Here is a 14,866-nt window from a genome sequence, read left to right on the forward strand (position 1 = left end):
CCCCCAGCGCACCGGCCACGATCAGCTGGAACCACGAGTCACCCAGGAACGCGAACGCGACCCAGGTGAGGGCAAGGCTGCCGACGAGTGCGCTGAACAGTGCCCAGTAGAAACCGGTACGACGGCGGAGCAGGCCGTTCTCCTTCACCTGCGCCAGGAGCGCGGAGTAGGTCGAGGTGCCCTTTCGGGCTCCCGTAGCGGGGCGAGTGCGGGTGTAACCCGGAGCGAGCGGAGTAGTGGTCATGTGGACCGCTTTCAGTCACGGATCGGTCCTTCGACCGGTTCGAGAGAGTTCACGCGATTGCGCTTGCGGCGACCCTAGGGGCCGAACTTGCGTGTTCACCGTGGTGTCCGGAACACGTCGCACGACCTTCGAGATCACCCCGCGTGTCGCTCCGGACCCGCTGCGCACGCACCGGACGATGCGCGCAACGTCTGGCCCGGGTACTCGCCGAATCGGCGGAAGTAGGTGCCTGAGAAGCGCCCCAGGTGACGGAAGCCCCATGTCAGGGCCGCCTCGCTCACACTGGTCTCCTGCCGGCTGCCGGACTCCAGCGCCGCGCGCACCCGGTCGAGCCGCATCCGCAGCAGGAACGTCATCGGCGAGACGCCGTGTTCCCGCATGAACGCCGTCTGGAGCGTGCGGGGGCTCACACCCACCGCGTCGCAGATGTCGGCGAGGCAGAGCTGCTGATCGCAGTGTCCTTCGAGGTACGCCATGGCGAGTTCGACCGTCGACGGGGTCACGGCACGCCGGAGGATCACGGGCACCCGCGTCCCGAACGCTCCGAGGACGGCCTCGACGAGCGCGACCTGCGCGCTGGTCCTGGCGCCCTGGGTGAAGCCGTCACGCGTCGCGGTGACCGCCACCTGTTCGACGCACCGGCGCAGGTGTTCGAGCACCCCCGCGGCGGGTTCGGCACCTCGGTCCGGCAGCTCCGGCGCCGCGGCTCCGAGCGAGGAGCGCACCTGGTCGAGGAGTGACCGGTCGATGCTCACCAGCTGCAGCGTGCCCGTCGGGGCGCGGACGGAGAACTCCCCCGACGTCGGCATCCGGACGGGCGTGCCGGGCCGGGTCTCGAGGACGGCACCGTCCTGGACGGCGATCCGGACGCCACCGGTACTCGACCACCCGACGACGATGCGGTCGACGGGTTCGAAGGTCCCGGAGAAGCCGGAGGTCGCCGACGCCGTGACGAGGCTCACGCATCCGTCCCGGCGGGTTCGGTACCGGAACCGGAAGGGCAGCCGGGAACTGTCGTCGTCGACGTCGAAGCGGACGTCACGACCGTGCCCGGCCTGGGCGAGCACGCGCGCGGCGAAGGACCGGTCGGTGCCGGAGCGTTCGGTGTGGCGGCGCTGGGTGTCGATCCGCGCGGTGACGGTCCGGGCCGCGTCGTCCCCGTGGACCGCGGTCAACACGGTGCCTCGTCGAGGTGCTGTCCGCATCGCTGCTCGAACCAGGAGCGGGCGTCCCGCAGGCTCGCAAGCCGTTCCTGTTCGTGCAGTGTCGCCATGAGCGTGCAGTCGACCCCGTCGACAGTGCGCTCGACGCAGCCGAGGAGCATGTCCGGGTCCCCCCAGGCGGATGCAGCGTCGACGACCCGCCAGCACCCGGCGTCGACCGGCTGCACCCGGATGTCCGTCGGGTCCGTCGGGGCGAGTGCCCGGATCCGTTCGGTGTGGACGACCTGCTGTCGCACGACGGAGTCGATGACCATGGTCGAGGTTCCCTGTGCGTGTCCCATCGCGCCTCCCTGTCGGTTCGATGTGGTGCACTGCTTCGACCAGCGGCGCACGAGACACTTTCAGTATCAACAGGACGTTTCCCGTCACGTCAGGGGTTGACACCTGACCGCGTCCGGCGGATCATCCGCGGCCCGGATCGGGGTCCTGGCAACGCACCGTGGACGGTTCCCGTACGGTCGGCCCATGAACGACGGGAGCGGTGCGGCACGGGACGTCCCGCCTCGGCTCTCACGTGCTGTGCGGGACGCGCTCCGGTTCGTCCAGGAGCACGCGACGACCCACATCACCGTCACGGACGTCGCCGCGGCGGTCCAGCTGTCGCCGCGGAGTCTGCAGAAGCGGTTCCGGACGGAGATCGGGCAGACGCCGGGCGCCTTCCTGCGCGCAGTGCGGCTCGAGGGGGTGCGTCGTGACCTGCAGGCGGCATCCGGCACACCCGACCGGCGGACCATCGCGGCGATCGCCCAGCGGTGGCAGTTCAGCAACGCGGGTCGGATGGCTGCGGCGTTCCGTGAGGCCTACGGGATCGCGCCCTCGTCGGCGCTGCGCTCCTTCGCGCCCGAGGACGGCGAGGACTGCGAGGACGACGAGGACGGCGCGCCGAGCCTGTCGGACCGGAACCAGCGGCGCTTCCGGCTGGTGCTGGACTGCGAGGTGGACGTCGACGACCCCCAGACGGTGCTCGCCGGGGCGCTGCAGCGTGCTGGGGCCGGTCCATGGCGCGACTACCGGCCGGACGGCGGCAGCGAGGACCTGATGGCGTTCCTGCTCGGCAACGCGGTGCGGACGGTGGTGCGCGAGACCTCCGGCCTGACGCTGGTGGCCCTGGACGCGATGCTCCGGGTGCAGGACGAGCAGGGGACGTACCCGCCCGCCGAGCTCCCGGCCTGGCGTGCCGGCCCACCGCCGAACGTGCCCGCGCCGTCCGGATCGTCCGACACCGCCCAGCGCGTAGGATCGAGAGACGGCAGGGAAGGCGCCCATGGATGACGCATTCGAGCGTGCACTCCGTGCGCTCCGGTCGGCGGACGTCGCCGACGACCAACTCAGTCGGCCGTTCGCGCTCGCGCTGCCGATGGGCGGTGTCTCGATCTCGACCTTCGGTGAGCTGTGCCCGAGCGAGACCGTGTCCGCGACCGACGAGGTCGCCACCCGGATCGACGAGATCCAGCTCGACCTGTCCGAGGGACCGTGCTGGGCCGCGCTCTCGACCGATGCCCCGGTGCTGGAGACGGATCTGGTGGAGCGTCCGAACGCCGCGTGGCCAGCCTTCAACGAAGCCGTCCGGAGCGAACCCGTCGGCGCGGTCTTCGCCTTCCCTGTCGCCTTCGGGCCGTTCCCGCTCGGCGCGATCGACGTGTACGTCCCGCAGCCCGCGACGATCGAGGACGACACCGTGCGCCAGGCCATGACCCTCGCCTCCGCAGTCAGCCGCCGGGTGCTCCGCCGAGCCCTCCGCTCCATCGCGGACCAGGACGACGCCCTGCTCGACCGGAGCCCGTCGTCCAGGCGTGTGGTGCACCAGGCCACCGGTGTGGTGCTCGCGCAGCTCGACATCAGCCCCGAGGACGCCTACCTGCTGTTGCAGGGCCATGCCTTCGCCCGCCGGACGACCATGCGCCGGGTGGCGGAGGAGATCCTCGACGGCACGGTCCGGTTCGAGAAGCGAGGCGACCTGATCGAGGAGGTCCAGTGACGACGGCAGGCCGAGAAGCCCGGATCCTCGAGACGTTCACGTCGCTCGCCGACACCCTGGTGGACGCCTACGACGTCGTGGAACTGCTGCAGACCCTGGTCGAGACCTGCGCCGAGGTACTCGGCATCGACGCTGCGGGCATCCTGCTGGCCAACGACGACCAAGAGCTCGAGGTCGTGGCCTCGACCTCTGAAGCGAGCCGGCTCGTCGAGGTCCTGCAGCTCGACGCCGAGGCCGGACCCTGCATGACCTCGTTCGCGACCGGACGGGTCGTGGCCTGCCCGGACATCGAGTCAGCGCCGGCGGAGTGGGCGATGTTCCGCACGGGCGCGGTCGAACTCGGGTTCCGGTCGGTGCACGCCGTCCCGCTCCGGCTGGGCAGCACCGTCATCGGCACACTCAACGTGTTCGGCATCGCCGTGGGTGCCCTCGGGGAATCGGACCTGCGCGTCGCCCGTGCCCTGGCCGACGTGGCGACGATCGGCATCCTGCACGAGCGGTCCCTGCGCGAACACGAGGTCGTCCGCGCGCAGCTGCAGCGCACCATCGGCTCGCGCGAGGTCATCGAGCAGGCCAAGGGCGTCGTGTCGTACCTGCGGGGTGTCTCGATCGAGGAGGCCTTCGCGGTGATCCGCGGGTACGCGCTCGAGCACCGCGAGCCGCTCTCCGAGGTGGCCCGCGCGGTCGTGCAGCGCCGACTCGTCCCCTGACGACCGCGGGCGAGCAACCCCGACCGCGGGGGAGCACGCACGACCACGGGCGAGCAACCACGGCCCCCGCCGCCCGCTACGGTGAGCGGATGGGCAAGGTCACGCTGCAGGACGTCGCCGCGCACGCCGGCGTCTCGATGAAGACCGTGTCCAACGTCGTCCGTGGCTACCAGCACGTCAGCGACCCGATGCGCAGCCGGGTGCAGGCCGCGATCGACGAACTCGGGTACCGCCCGAACGTCTCGGGCCGGTCCCTGGCGACCGGACGTTCGAACATGCTCGCCTTCGCGTTCCCCGACCTCCGACGCCCGTACTTCGCCGAACTGGCCCACGTCTTCTCGCGGGTCTGCGCCGACCGCGGCTACCAGCTCCTGCTCGAGGAGACCGGCGGCGACCCCGACGGTGAACGCTCTGCGGTGCGGGGACGCGAGGCCGGTGTGGTCGACGGGGTCGTGATCCACCCGCAGGTGCTCACGCCCGAGGCGATCGACCGGATCCGCGGCGACACCGCCGTGGTGTTCCTCGGCGAGGACGTCCGGCCCCCGCACGCCGACCAGGTCGTGATCGACAACGCCGGGGCCGCCACCGAGGCCGTCGCGCACCTCGTGGCGCTCGGCTGCCGCCGCATCGGGTTCTTCGGGCACGAGACCGGCCCGTCGTCGCGCACGTCCGGACTGCGCCTGGACGGCTACCGCGCCGGACTCGTCGCCGCGGGCCTGCCGCTCGACGACGCGCTGCTGGTCCCCCGCGAGGTCGGCGACGCCGCCGGTGCCGAGGTCGCCTTCGGCGCTGCACTCGACGCCGGACTCCGCGTCGACGGCCTGCTCTGCCGCGACGACCTGGCCGTACTCGGAGCGCTCCGGGCGATGCGCCTGCGCGGCCTGGACGCCCCCGGCGACGTCGCCGTCGTCGGGTGGGACGCGGTCGGCCTCGGGTCGAGCCTGGTGCCGAGCCTGACCTCCGTCGCGCCCGACACGGTCGCCCTCGCCGACACCGCGCTCGACCTGCTGGTCGAGCGGATGGACGGCTCCGACGTGCCCGGCCGGCTGGTCACGGTCGGCCACCGCCTGCTCGTCGGCGAGAGCGCGCCGCACGCGGACGGCACGTCCGACCGGGCGGCGCCCCAGGGCGCGTGAACGGCGGACGGGAGGCCCGTGGCGGCGCCGCCACCCCTCCCTCGCAGGCTCGGTCGGCGCGGCCCGCGTGCCGCTGGCGCGACACTGCTGAGCGAGCCGCGCCCGTCCGCCTTTCCCCCGTCGCGTGCCGTCAGCGACCTGCGGGAGCCGACTCCCCCGGGTGCACGCTGCCGAGCAGTTCGACGACGACGTCCCGCAGGGCGTCGGGCAGCCCGACGGTGCCGAGCTCGACGATGCGGTCCGCACGCGGCAGATCCTTCGCCACGACCTCCCACGCCTCGAGCTTCTCCGCGTTGCCGGCCTGCGCGCCCTCGAGGACCTGCCGGACGGCGTCCCGCGCGTCGACCCCGACGACCGGAGCACCGACCAGCGTGATCGATCCGCCCGACGCCGAGTCGACGGACAGGTCGACAGAGAACCGGTCGACCGAGCGAGCCGATGTCGGTTGCCCGTCGGCCGGCGCGGCGAGGAACGTGATCCGCCAGTCGCGGTGGGTGGGGACGACGTCGAGGGCTCCGGTGGTGCCGTGCACCCGGAACTCGGCGTGTTCGGGATCCCAGGTCAGACGGGTCCGGGCGGTGCGGCTGCCCTCGCCCTCGTGGTCCTCGACCAGGGTGAACTCGCCGGGTGCACCCGGTGCGACGAGGACCTCGAACGCCGTCGGGTTGACGGTGGCGTCGAGCTGGTCGGCCGCCGCGAGCGGCAGGACCCCGCCGGCGCGCAGCAGGGCCGGCACCGTGTCGAGCGTGCGGTGCAGGTCGACGAACCGGTCACCCGCGTACACCGTGCCGGTGAAGACGTCGGTCCAGGAGCCCGGCGGCAGCCAGGCCCGGGCGACCCCGTGCCGGCTGACCGGGTCGCGCGGCGCCACGATCGGGGCGACGAGCAGCTCCGAACCGAACGCGTAGGTGTTCGGCGCCCGGTACGCCTCGTCGCGGCGCGGCTCCAGGTGGTAGAGCGGCCGGACCAGCGCGGTGCCCTCGGCCGTGCCGTGGTTCATCGTGTGCAGGTACGGCACCAGGCGGTGGCGGAAGCGGAGCGCCTCGCCCATCGCGGCGCGGGCCTCGGCCGGGAACACCCACGGCTCCTTGCGGATGAACGGGTTGTTGGCCGAGTGCAGGCGCATGATCGGCGAGAACACCCCGAACTGCACCCAGCGGGTGGCGAGCTCGTCGTCGCGGACGCCGCGGGTGTGGCCGCCGATGTCGTGGCTCCACCAGGGGTAGCCGATGTTCGCGGCGGTGGCGGTGAACTCGGGCTGGAACGCCAGGGACGCCCACGACACGACGGCGTCGCCGGAGAACCCGACGGCGTACCGGTGGCTGCCGGGGCCGGCGTAGCGCGAGAAGGTCATGCCGTCGACGGGGGCCGGCGCTGCGTCGGCGTCCGGGCCCGCGTCGGCGCCGCCGGACGGCGCGTGTCGTGCCGAGTCGAGCAGGTGGAAGTGGTTGAGCAGCCAGAGCGGGTCCACCCCGGGTAGCCCGGTCTCACGACCCTGCTGCCAGTCGATCCACCAGAAGTCGACGCCCTGCTCCTCGAGCGGGCGGTGCAGCTGTTCGAAGTAGGCCTGCAGGAACCGGCGGTCCGTCGGGTCGAACGGGATCGGCTGCTCGGTCTCCGGGTCGACGCCCATCGCCCGGGCCACCGCGGGGTAGGCATCCTCGAACGCCCGCACGCCGTCGGCCGGGTGCAGGTTCAGCGTCGTGCGCATCCCCCGGCGGTGGAGTTCGGCCAGGAACGCCTCGGGGGCCGGGAACAGCGACGGCTCCCACGAGTACCCCGTCCAGCCGTTGCCGAAGCGCGGCGGCACCGAGTCGACCCGGTGCCAGTCCATGTCGATGACGGCGACCGAGAACGGCAGGTGTTCGTCGGCGAAGCGGTCCAGCAGCTCGAGGTACGAGGTGTCGCTGTACGGGTGGTACCGGCTCCACCAGTTGCCGAGTGCCCACCGCGGCATCCGTGACGGCGGGCCGGAGACGGCGTGGTACGTGCGGAGCGCAGCGTCGTAGTCGCGGCCGTACGCGAAGACCGTGACGTCGCGGCGACCGGGGACCCGCGTGCCGATCCAGCCGTCGTCGGCGAACAGGAACGACTCGCTGTCGTCGAGTGCGGTGATGCCGTCGCGGGCCAGGATCCCCGCCTCGAGCGGCATCCGGCCGTCGACGTCGTCGAGGGTGCGGCCGGTGCCGCCGAGGTCGCGCGGCTCCTGCCCCCACCGCCAGCGGTTGGCGTCCGGTCCGGTGGTCTCGACCACCAGGCCGCTCGGGCTGAAGGGGCGGCCGTCGTAGCGCAGGCGTGCGCGGTCGGTGGTGACGACGACGCCGTCGGTGCCGGTGCCGTCGGTGGCGGCCGTCTGCTCCACGGTGAAGGCCGGCACGGGCAGGCGGCGGCGCAACGCGAAGGTCGAGGCGCGGTCCTCGAACCCGCCGTCGTCGCTCCACTCGATGCGGAACGCTCCGGCGTCGAGCACGGTGATGCGCCAGCGGTCGCCGGTGACGACGGCTGCAGGGTCGGCGACCGGGTCCGAACCCGGGAACGGACGGATGGTGGGGAGGACGGTGCCGGTGGTGCCGGTGGTGCTGCTGCTCACGTGGTGCCTCTCAGCTCTTGACCGCACCCTGGGTCACGCCGCTGATGACCCAGCGCTGCGCGAACAGGTAGACGATGATCGTGGGGGCCATCGCCATCAGGTACGAGGCGAAGGCGACGTTGTAGTCGGTTCCGAACTGACTCTGGAAGATGTTCTGCACCACGGGCAGGGTCTGCAACCCCGGGTCCGCCGTGATGAGCGACGGCATCATGAAGTCGTTCCACGATGCCAGGAACGCGAAGATGCCGACCGTCGCGTTCATCGGGCCGAGGAGCGGCAGGATGATCCGCCAGAAGATCTGCCACGTGGACGCCCCGTCGATGCGGGCGCTCTCCTCGAGTTCGACCGGGATCGACCGCAGGTACGCCGAGTAGAGCAGCACGCTGAACGACAGTTGGAACATGGCGTGCAGGATCCCGACGCCGATCGGGTTGTCGAGGCCGATCTCGGCGGTCAGCTTGATCTGCGGCAGCGCCACGACCGGGAACGGCAGGAACATCGCCGCGAGCAGGTAGACGAACGAGTACCGGAAGAACCGCTTGTGCCAGTTCCGGACGATCGCGTACGAGGCGAACGAGCTGAGCAGCAGGGTCGCGACGACGGTGAGCGCTGCGACGCCGAGCGACACCGAGAAGGACACCGGGAACCGGGTCAGCTGCCAGGCCTCGGCGAACGAGCCCGGGTTGAACGGGAACGGCAGCGAGAGTGCATTGCCGTCGACGGACTGCTCGGTCGTCTTGAACGCCATCGAGAGCGTCACGTACAGCGGGACGAGCACGGTGAGCGACGCGAGGCCGAGGACCACGGTCAGCGCCCAGTTCGTGCCGCCCAGTCGTCGGCGGTGTCCGCGGCCGGAGCGTCCGCCGCCGCCGGTGGTCACGGCTCGGGTGTCGGTCGGGGGTCGTGTGTCGGTGGCGGTCATGCGAGTCGCAGGTTCCTTCCGCGGGTCGCCGCGAGCTGCAGCACGGAGATGAGGACGGTGATGATGAAGAACACGGTCGCGTTCGCCATCTGGTAGGCGTAGTCGCCGCCGGTGAAGCCGCCGAAGATCGTCATCGCGACGCTGCTGGTCGCGCTGCCGGGGCCGCCGTTGGTCAGACCGACGATCACGTCGTAGGCGCCGAGGTAGCCCTTCACACCGAGCACGGTGTTGATGACGATGAAGCCGCCGAGGAGCGGGAGCGTGATCGCCCGCAGCTGCTTCCAGCCGGTCGCCCCGTCGAGTGCACTGGCCTCGTACAGCTCCTCGGGGATGGACGTCAGGCCTGCCGTGTAGATGAGGAGCGCGCCGGGCACGGTCTGCCAGGCGGACACGATGACGATCGCGAGCCAGGCCAGGTTCGGGTCGCCGAGGATGCTCTGCTCGAGCGGGCCGAAACCGACGCTCGTGGCCAGGGCCGGCACGGTGTTCGAGAACAGGAAGTTGAACACGTAGGCGACGATGATCCCCGAGATCACCATCGGGATGACGAACACCGAACGCAGTCCGGCGGCGAACCGGATCTTCTTCGCCAGGGCGATCGCGAGCGTCAGCGCGACGACCTGCGTGACGACGACGGTGACGGCCGCGAAGCCGAGGGTGAACCCGTACGACGCCAGGATCGCGGGGTCGGAGACGAGCGCCTTGTAGTTCTCGACGCCGATGAAGTCCCACTGCCCGAACCCGAGGTAGTCGGTGAAGCTGTAGAAGACGCCGACGCAGGCGGGGGCGACGACGAACGCCGTGAACAGCACGAGGGCCGGCACGAGGAACAGGTAGTACATGCCCTCGGTGCGGCTGAGTGAACCGACGCCGCGGGAACCCACACGACGGTGCGTGCGGGCTGCGTCGGTGGCCGGCCCGGACGTCGCCGGGTCGGTGTCGCGGGAGAGCGGGGTCTGCATGGTCATGGTGACTCCTGGTTCCTGGTCCGGCTCAGACCGTCGCGGAACGGCCGGCGAGCCGCCGCCAGTCCGAGTCGAGCCGCCGCAGCATCGAGGTGAAGTCCCCGCTCCGGATCGCCGACTGCAGGTAGTTGCCGAGCGGGATCGACGTGGGGATGAAGGTGCCGGCGCCCTGGTAGAACGCCGCGTCGTCGACGTACTGCTGCAGGCCGGCGAGCCGCTCGTCCTGCTGCGGCGGTGCGTCGATGCGGGGCGAGTACGCCAGGTTGTCGCGGTTGTAGGCGTCGATGACATCGGGCTGCATGAGGAACTCGACGAGCTCCTTCGCCTGCTCCGGGTGCTCGGACGCCGTGGGGATCCAGAGCCCGAGGTCGATGTTGACCCGGGCCTTGCGGTCGGCCGGGTCGTTCGACACCGGCAGGGCGAAGGTGCCGACGGGCAGCTCCGCGTCGATCAGCGCGATCTGCCCGAGCGCCCACGGGCCCTGCAGGTACATCGCGGCCTCGCCCTTGCCGAACGCCAGGTTGCCGTCGGCGTAGGCCCGGGTGGCGTGGTCGCGGTTGAAGAACGACGAGATGGTCTTCGCGCGCTCCATCGGCACCGCGAAGTCCTGCTCGAACGACACCTCGGAGTCCGGGCCGACGTCAGCGCCCAGGGCCTTCATCTTGCGGAAGAACGAGCCGGTGTCGACGAGGCTGCCCACCGAGTAGTCGAACAGGCCCTGCCAGAGCGTCCACGTGTCGCGGTCGGTGGCGTAGATCGGCGTGACGCCGGCCTTCTGCAGGGTCCGGCAGACCTCGACGAAGTCGTCCCACGTCGTCGGGACCGGCAGGTCGTGGTCGGCGAAGATGCGCTTGTTGTAGATCACGCCGGCCGCGGCGAGCGAGTACGGCAGCACGCTCGTGCGGTCCTCGAACGTCGCGTACTGGTTCGTCAGGGTGTCGATGTCGGGTCGGACCCGCGCGGCCGACGGCAGGTCGCCGAGGTCGCTGAGCACGCCGCGCGAGATGTACCGGGCGAGCTCGAGGTTGTCGTTGAAGCACCCGACGTCCGCCGGTTCGCCGCGGACGAACTGCGGGGCGATGGCCGCGGTGCTGTCGTGCACGACCGACGTGCCGGCGTGCTCCCCCTCGAAGTGCCGCAGCAGCTTGTCGAAGTACGCGATGACCTCCTGCTTCTGCTCGTAGAAGCGGAGCGTCGTGGCTCCACCGGCGGCACGCCCCGGGGTCGCGCACCCGGCGAGCGCCATCGTGCCGAGTGCGATGCCTCCGGCCGCGCCCGCGAGGAACCCCCGCCGGCTCACCGCGGCCTGGAGTGTTGCGGTCCTGCTTCCCACCATCGGGTCTCTCCCTCGTCGCGCATCGTCGCGCAGGCTCCTGTTTACAGCGCTGTAAAGCGTACGTCAACGTTGTAATCGCATCTGGCCGTGCCTGGAGGGACGGTGCCAGCCCGCCCCGCGCCTCCCGTCCGCCGCGCAGCGCTTCCACGGCCGCGCCCCGCCACCCACGGGGCCGGACGCGCCACAGAACTGACAGGATCGTCTGATGGCGCAGGACGAACGGGACATCGCACTCCGGGTGGGGCACGAAGAGCTCCGCATCCGCGGGCTCTACGAGACCATCAGCATCGTCAACGACGTGATGGTGGCGCTCTGGTTCATCGTCGGCAGCGTCCTCTTCTTCTCCGAGAGCACCACGACGGCCGGCACGTGGCTGTTCCTGATCGGGAGCATCCAGCTGCTCATCCGCCCGGTCATCCGGCTGTCGCGGAGGCTCCACCTGGGTCGGGTCGGCCGCGGGAACCCCTCGGAGTCCGCGCGCGACTTCTGACCACGACACGCCTGGGCGAACACACAGGAACGCGAGCAGGCACCATGGACTGCATGGCAAGCACCACTCCTCCCCTGCCCGGACCCGTGACCACGACACCGCAGTTGCGGCGGTGGGTGTTCTGGCCCGCCGCCGTCATCGTGCTGGGGTTCGTGGCCTTCACCCTGATCTCCCCCTCCACCGCCGAGGCGATGTTCCTCGGACTGCAGGACGGCATCGTCCAGAACTTCAGCTGGTACTACGTGCTGATCGCCGCGTTCTTCGTCGGCTTCTCGCTGTTCGTCGGCTTCAGCCGCTTCGGTGACATCAAGCTCGGCAAGGACCAGGACGAGCCCGAGTTCTCGACCGGTTCGTGGTTCGCGCTGCTGTTCGCCGCCGGCATGGGCATCGGCCTCGTGTTCTACGGCGTCTCCGAGCCCCTCAGTCACTTCGCCTCCCCGCGCCCGGGCGTCACCGGCAACGAGAAGGAACTCGCGCAGCAGGCACTGACCCAGACCTTCCTGCACTGGGGCCTGCACGCATGGGCGATCTACGTCGTCCTCGGCCTCGCCCTGGCCTACGCGATCCACCGCCGGGGTCGCCCGGTGTCGATCCGCTGGGCGCTCGAACCGCTGCTCGGCAACCGCGTCCGCGGCGGCTGGGGCAACCTGATCGACGTCATCGCCCTGGTCGGCACGCTGTTCGGTGTCGCGACCTCGCTCGGCCTCGGCGTCATCCAGATCGGCGCCGGACTCGAGAGCGCCGGCATCGCCGACAGCAGCATCGTCAGCCAGATCGCCATCATCGCGGTGATCACCGCCGTCACGATCGTCTCGCTCGTCACCGGTGTGACCAAGGGCATGAAGATCCTGTCGAACTTCAACCTGCTGCTCGCCGCCGCGCTGCTGCTCTTCGTGCTCATCGTCGGTCCGACGCAGTTCCTGCTGCGTGACTTCGTGCAGTCGATCGGCTCCTACCTGCAGAACATCGTCGGCCTGTCGTTCAACGTCACCGCGCAGCAGGGTGCCGAGGGCGAGGCCTGGCAGGGCGCCTGGACCACCTTCTACTGGGGCTGGTGGATGTCGTGGGCGCCGTTCGTCGGTGTCTTCATCGCCCGCATCTCCAAGGGCCGCACGGTCCGACAGTTCGTGTTCGGTGTCCTCCTGGTGCCGACCGCGCTCACGTTCCTGTGGTTCGCCGTCCTCGGTGGTGCGGCCATCCACCGCCAGACCGACGGTGCCGGCGGCCTCGTCGGCTCGGACGGCTCGGTCGACATCGAGGGGTCCCTGTTCGCGCTGCTCGGTGACCTGCCCGCCGGCGTGGTGCTGACCTACGGCGCGATCCTGCTCATCGGCGTGTTCTTCGTGACCTCGTCCGACTCCGGGTCGCTCGTGATGGCGATGATCGCCTCGGGTGGCGACATCGAACCGAAGAACTGGCTGCGCGTCTTCTTCGCCGCTGTGTCGGCACTGCTCGCCGTCGCACTGCTGCTGAGCGGCGGGTTGAACGCGCTGAAGACCGCGGCGATCACGACCGCGTTGCCGTTCAGCATCGTCCTGATCCTGACCTGTTGGTCGACGATCATCGCCTTCACCCGCGAGCGCCGGGCCTACGACAAGGCCGAGCGCGAGGTCCTGCTCGAGCACGTCGGCGCCTACTACGGGCTCGAGGTCGAGGCGCCCTCCGAGCGTCCCGCACGGTCCGCTCTCGGCCGTCCGTGGGCAGCGGTGAAGAGCCGCGTGCGCGGTGGCCGCGGAGCCGCGGCTCCGACGGTGGAGGCCGGTGCGCTCGAGGACTTCCCCGTGCGACCCGAGTCGATCTCGGCGGACCCGGCGGTCGACCCGAGCCTCGACGCGCGTCCGACGTCGGCCGACACGTCGGCGACGGAGCAGCCGGAGCGCTGACGCGCCGTCGACGCGACCACCTGACGGACGGGAGGCACGGTGCCAGCTGGCACCGTCCCTCCAGGCACGGTCGTCCCGCCGCTGGCGCGTCGCGCCGGTACCGGCTGCTGGGGCCCGCCTCCCGTCCGTCGTCCGTCAGGTGTCGGTCCGCGCGGACGCGACCTCGAGGGTCACGACGACCGCCGCCACGGCGAGCGCGGTGAGCGGCAGCGACACCGCCGGCACCGCGATCGACGCGAGGACGACGAGCACCAGGGCCACCACCGCGGCGTTGGCCCGCGTGGACAACGACGGCCGGATCGCGAGCGCCCAGATCGACAGCACGAACACCGCGACCGGCACCGCGACGGTCGCGGCGACCGAGGCGGACGACAGTGCGACGTGTCCGGCGTCGGCGCTGACCGCGACCTCGATGCCGGCCGGCAGCGCGCCGGCGGCGGCGAAGACGAAGAAGTGGCCGTAGCCGAACACGAGCGCGGTGGGCAGCGAGCGGATGTGCGCGTGCTGCTCGCGGGAGAAGTAGATCCACCACATCCCGCCGGTGATCACCAGTCCGCAGCCGGCGAGCGCCAGCAGGGCTCCGAGGTGCTCGGTGTGCGCGAGGGCGTCGATCACCGCACCGGCCGAGGCCACCAGTCCCTCGCCCAGGACGATGAGGGTGAACAGCGAGAACCGCTCGGCCAGGTGCCGGGTGTGCCACGGGGTCGTCCCCGTCGAGGTCTGTGCCCAGATCGGCACGGACAGCTCGGCGAGCACGAGGAACGGTGCCGCGTACCCCCAGACCTCGTCGGGCAGGGCCAGGGAGAGCACCCAGAGAAGCTGCACGACCGTGACGCCGACGGCGTGCAGGACGGCGGTGCGGCGGGAGCGGGTGGAGGACACGGCGGCGCGGATCCACTGCCCGACCAGCGCCAGCCGCATGACGACGTAGCCGATGACGCCGATCGTGAAGTCGTCCTCGACCATGGCCGCGTGCACCCCGGCGGCGAGGACGAGCACCCCCGCCATCTGCACGAAGGTCATCACCCGGTAGAGCCAGTCGTCGGTGTCGAACGACGTGGCGAACCAGGTGAAGTTCATCCACGCCCACCAGATCGAGAAGAACACCAACCCGTAGGCCAGGACGGCCGAGGTGACGTGCCCCTCGACCTCGATCTCGTGCAGGTTGGTGGCGGCGAACCCCACGGCGACGACGAACACCAGGTCGAACAGGAGCTCGAGCGGACTCGCTGCCCGGTGTCGTTGGTCGGGGTCCCGCGGCACCATCCGGCGCAGTCCGATGGTCGGCATGGGGCCAACGGTAGGGCATCCCCAGAACGCGGACTGCTGACGGCGGGACCGGTGCTGCCGATCTGTCCGGGTGCAGGCCCAGCACCACCAGACCCCGCC

At 71.0% G+C, this 14,866-nt stretch carries 13 protein-coding genes and 1 pseudogene; 6 read left to right on the top strand and 8 right to left on the bottom strand.

Features of this window, described 5'->3' with window-relative positions:
* The 3 genes and pseudogenes from QRN30_RS07235 to QRN30_RS07245 all read right to left on the bottom strand — a co-directional run.
* Positions 1-244: pseudogene (locus QRN30_RS07235) on the bottom strand (acyl-CoA desaturase); the annotation flags it as partial.
* 134 nt (positions 245-378) lie between these two features.
* On the bottom strand, positions 379-1,422 hold the full coding sequence (locus QRN30_RS07240; protein ID WP_262160095.1) for a helix-turn-helix domain-containing protein: 1,044 nt from the start codon (positions 1,420-1,422) through the stop codon (positions 379-381).
* Positions 1,416-1,748 carry a hypothetical protein gene (locus QRN30_RS07245; RefSeq protein ID WP_140449285.1) on the bottom strand — a complete coding sequence of 111 codons (333 nt, stop codon included), beginning with the start codon at positions 1,746-1,748 and terminating at the stop codon, positions 1,416-1,418. The genes QRN30_RS07240 and QRN30_RS07245 overlap by 7 nt, the downstream gene beginning before the upstream one ends.
* Before the next feature lie 184 nt (positions 1,749-1,932).
* Here QRN30_RS07245 and QRN30_RS07250 point away from each other — a divergent pair, with 184 nt between their 5' ends.
* The 4 genes from QRN30_RS07250 to QRN30_RS07265 all read left to right on the top strand — a co-directional run bounded on the left by QRN30_RS07250 (position 1,933) and on the right by QRN30_RS07265 (position 5,291).
* Positions 1,933-2,739, top strand: coding sequence for a helix-turn-helix transcriptional regulator (locus QRN30_RS07250; RefSeq protein ID WP_284760747.1), 807 nt, complete (start codon positions 1,933-1,935; stop codon positions 2,737-2,739).
* Positions 2,732-3,445, top strand: a complete 714-nt coding sequence (locus QRN30_RS07255) for a GAF and ANTAR domain-containing protein (protein WP_056071097.1) — start codon at positions 2,732-2,734, stop codon at positions 3,443-3,445. The genes QRN30_RS07250 and QRN30_RS07255 overlap by 8 nt, the downstream gene beginning before the upstream one ends.
* Complete coding sequence (locus QRN30_RS07260) at positions 3,442-4,155, top strand: GAF and ANTAR domain-containing protein (protein ID WP_284760748.1); 714 nt, start codon at positions 3,442-3,444, stop codon at positions 4,153-4,155. The genes QRN30_RS07255 and QRN30_RS07260 overlap by 4 nt, the downstream gene beginning before the upstream one ends.
* An 89-nt stretch (positions 4,156-4,244) precedes the next feature.
* Positions 4,245-5,291 (top strand): LacI family DNA-binding transcriptional regulator, encoded by a 1,047-nt coding sequence (locus tag QRN30_RS07265; RefSeq protein ID WP_284760749.1) that lies wholly within the window; start codon positions 4,245-4,247, stop codon positions 5,289-5,291.
* Positions 5,292-5,421: 130 nt separating this feature from the next.
* On the opposite strand, the gene QRN30_RS07270 is transcribed toward QRN30_RS07265, so the two are convergent.
* The 4 genes from QRN30_RS07270 to QRN30_RS07285 are packed head-to-tail and all read right to left on the bottom strand — an operon-like array spanning position 5,422 to position 11,068.
* Positions 5,422-7,881, bottom strand: a complete 2,460-nt coding sequence (locus QRN30_RS07270) for a glycoside hydrolase family 31 protein (protein ID WP_194590119.1) — start codon at positions 7,879-7,881, stop codon at positions 5,422-5,424.
* Positions 7,882-7,891: 10 nt separating this feature from the next.
* On the bottom strand, positions 7,892-8,803 hold the full coding sequence (locus QRN30_RS07275; RefSeq protein WP_042540454.1) for a carbohydrate ABC transporter permease: 912 nt from the start codon (positions 8,801-8,803) through the stop codon (positions 7,892-7,894).
* The gene (locus QRN30_RS07280; RefSeq protein ID WP_017886934.1) at positions 8,800-9,771 is read right to left on the bottom strand and encodes a carbohydrate ABC transporter permease; all 972 of its coding nucleotides are present in this window, start codon (positions 9,769-9,771) and stop codon (positions 8,800-8,802) included. The genes QRN30_RS07275 and QRN30_RS07280 overlap by 4 nt, the downstream gene beginning before the upstream one ends.
* A 25-nt stretch (positions 9,772-9,796) precedes the next feature.
* Positions 9,797-11,068 (bottom strand): ABC transporter substrate-binding protein, encoded by a 1,272-nt coding sequence (locus QRN30_RS07285; RefSeq protein WP_159557859.1) that lies wholly within the window; start codon positions 11,066-11,068, stop codon positions 9,797-9,799.
* Between the two features lie 241 nt (positions 11,069-11,309).
* On the opposite strand from QRN30_RS07285, the gene QRN30_RS07290 reads away from it, so the two are divergent.
* Positions 11,310-11,594, top strand: a complete 285-nt coding sequence (locus QRN30_RS07290; protein ID WP_017886936.1) for a YrhK family protein — start codon at positions 11,310-11,312, stop codon at positions 11,592-11,594.
* A 53-nt stretch (positions 11,595-11,647) separates the two neighbouring features.
* Positions 11,648-13,477, top strand: a complete 1,830-nt coding sequence (locus tag QRN30_RS07295; RefSeq protein WP_228501053.1) for a BCCT family transporter — start codon at positions 11,648-11,650, stop codon at positions 13,475-13,477.
* A gap of 135 nt (positions 13,478-13,612) precedes the next feature.
* Here the strand turns inward: QRN30_RS07295 and QRN30_RS07300 are convergent, their stop codons facing one another.
* Positions 13,613-14,767: a low temperature requirement protein A gene (locus QRN30_RS07300; RefSeq protein ID WP_284760752.1), complete on the bottom strand. Its 1,155-nt coding sequence runs from the start codon at positions 14,765-14,767 to the stop codon at positions 13,613-13,615.
* Positions 14,768-14,866: the final 99 nt, after the last annotated feature.

Source organism: Curtobacterium sp. MEB011 (assembly GCF_030209655.1).
GTDB classification, from domain to species: domain Bacteria; phylum Actinomycetota; class Actinomycetes; order Actinomycetales; family Microbacteriaceae; genus Curtobacterium; species Curtobacterium poinsettiae.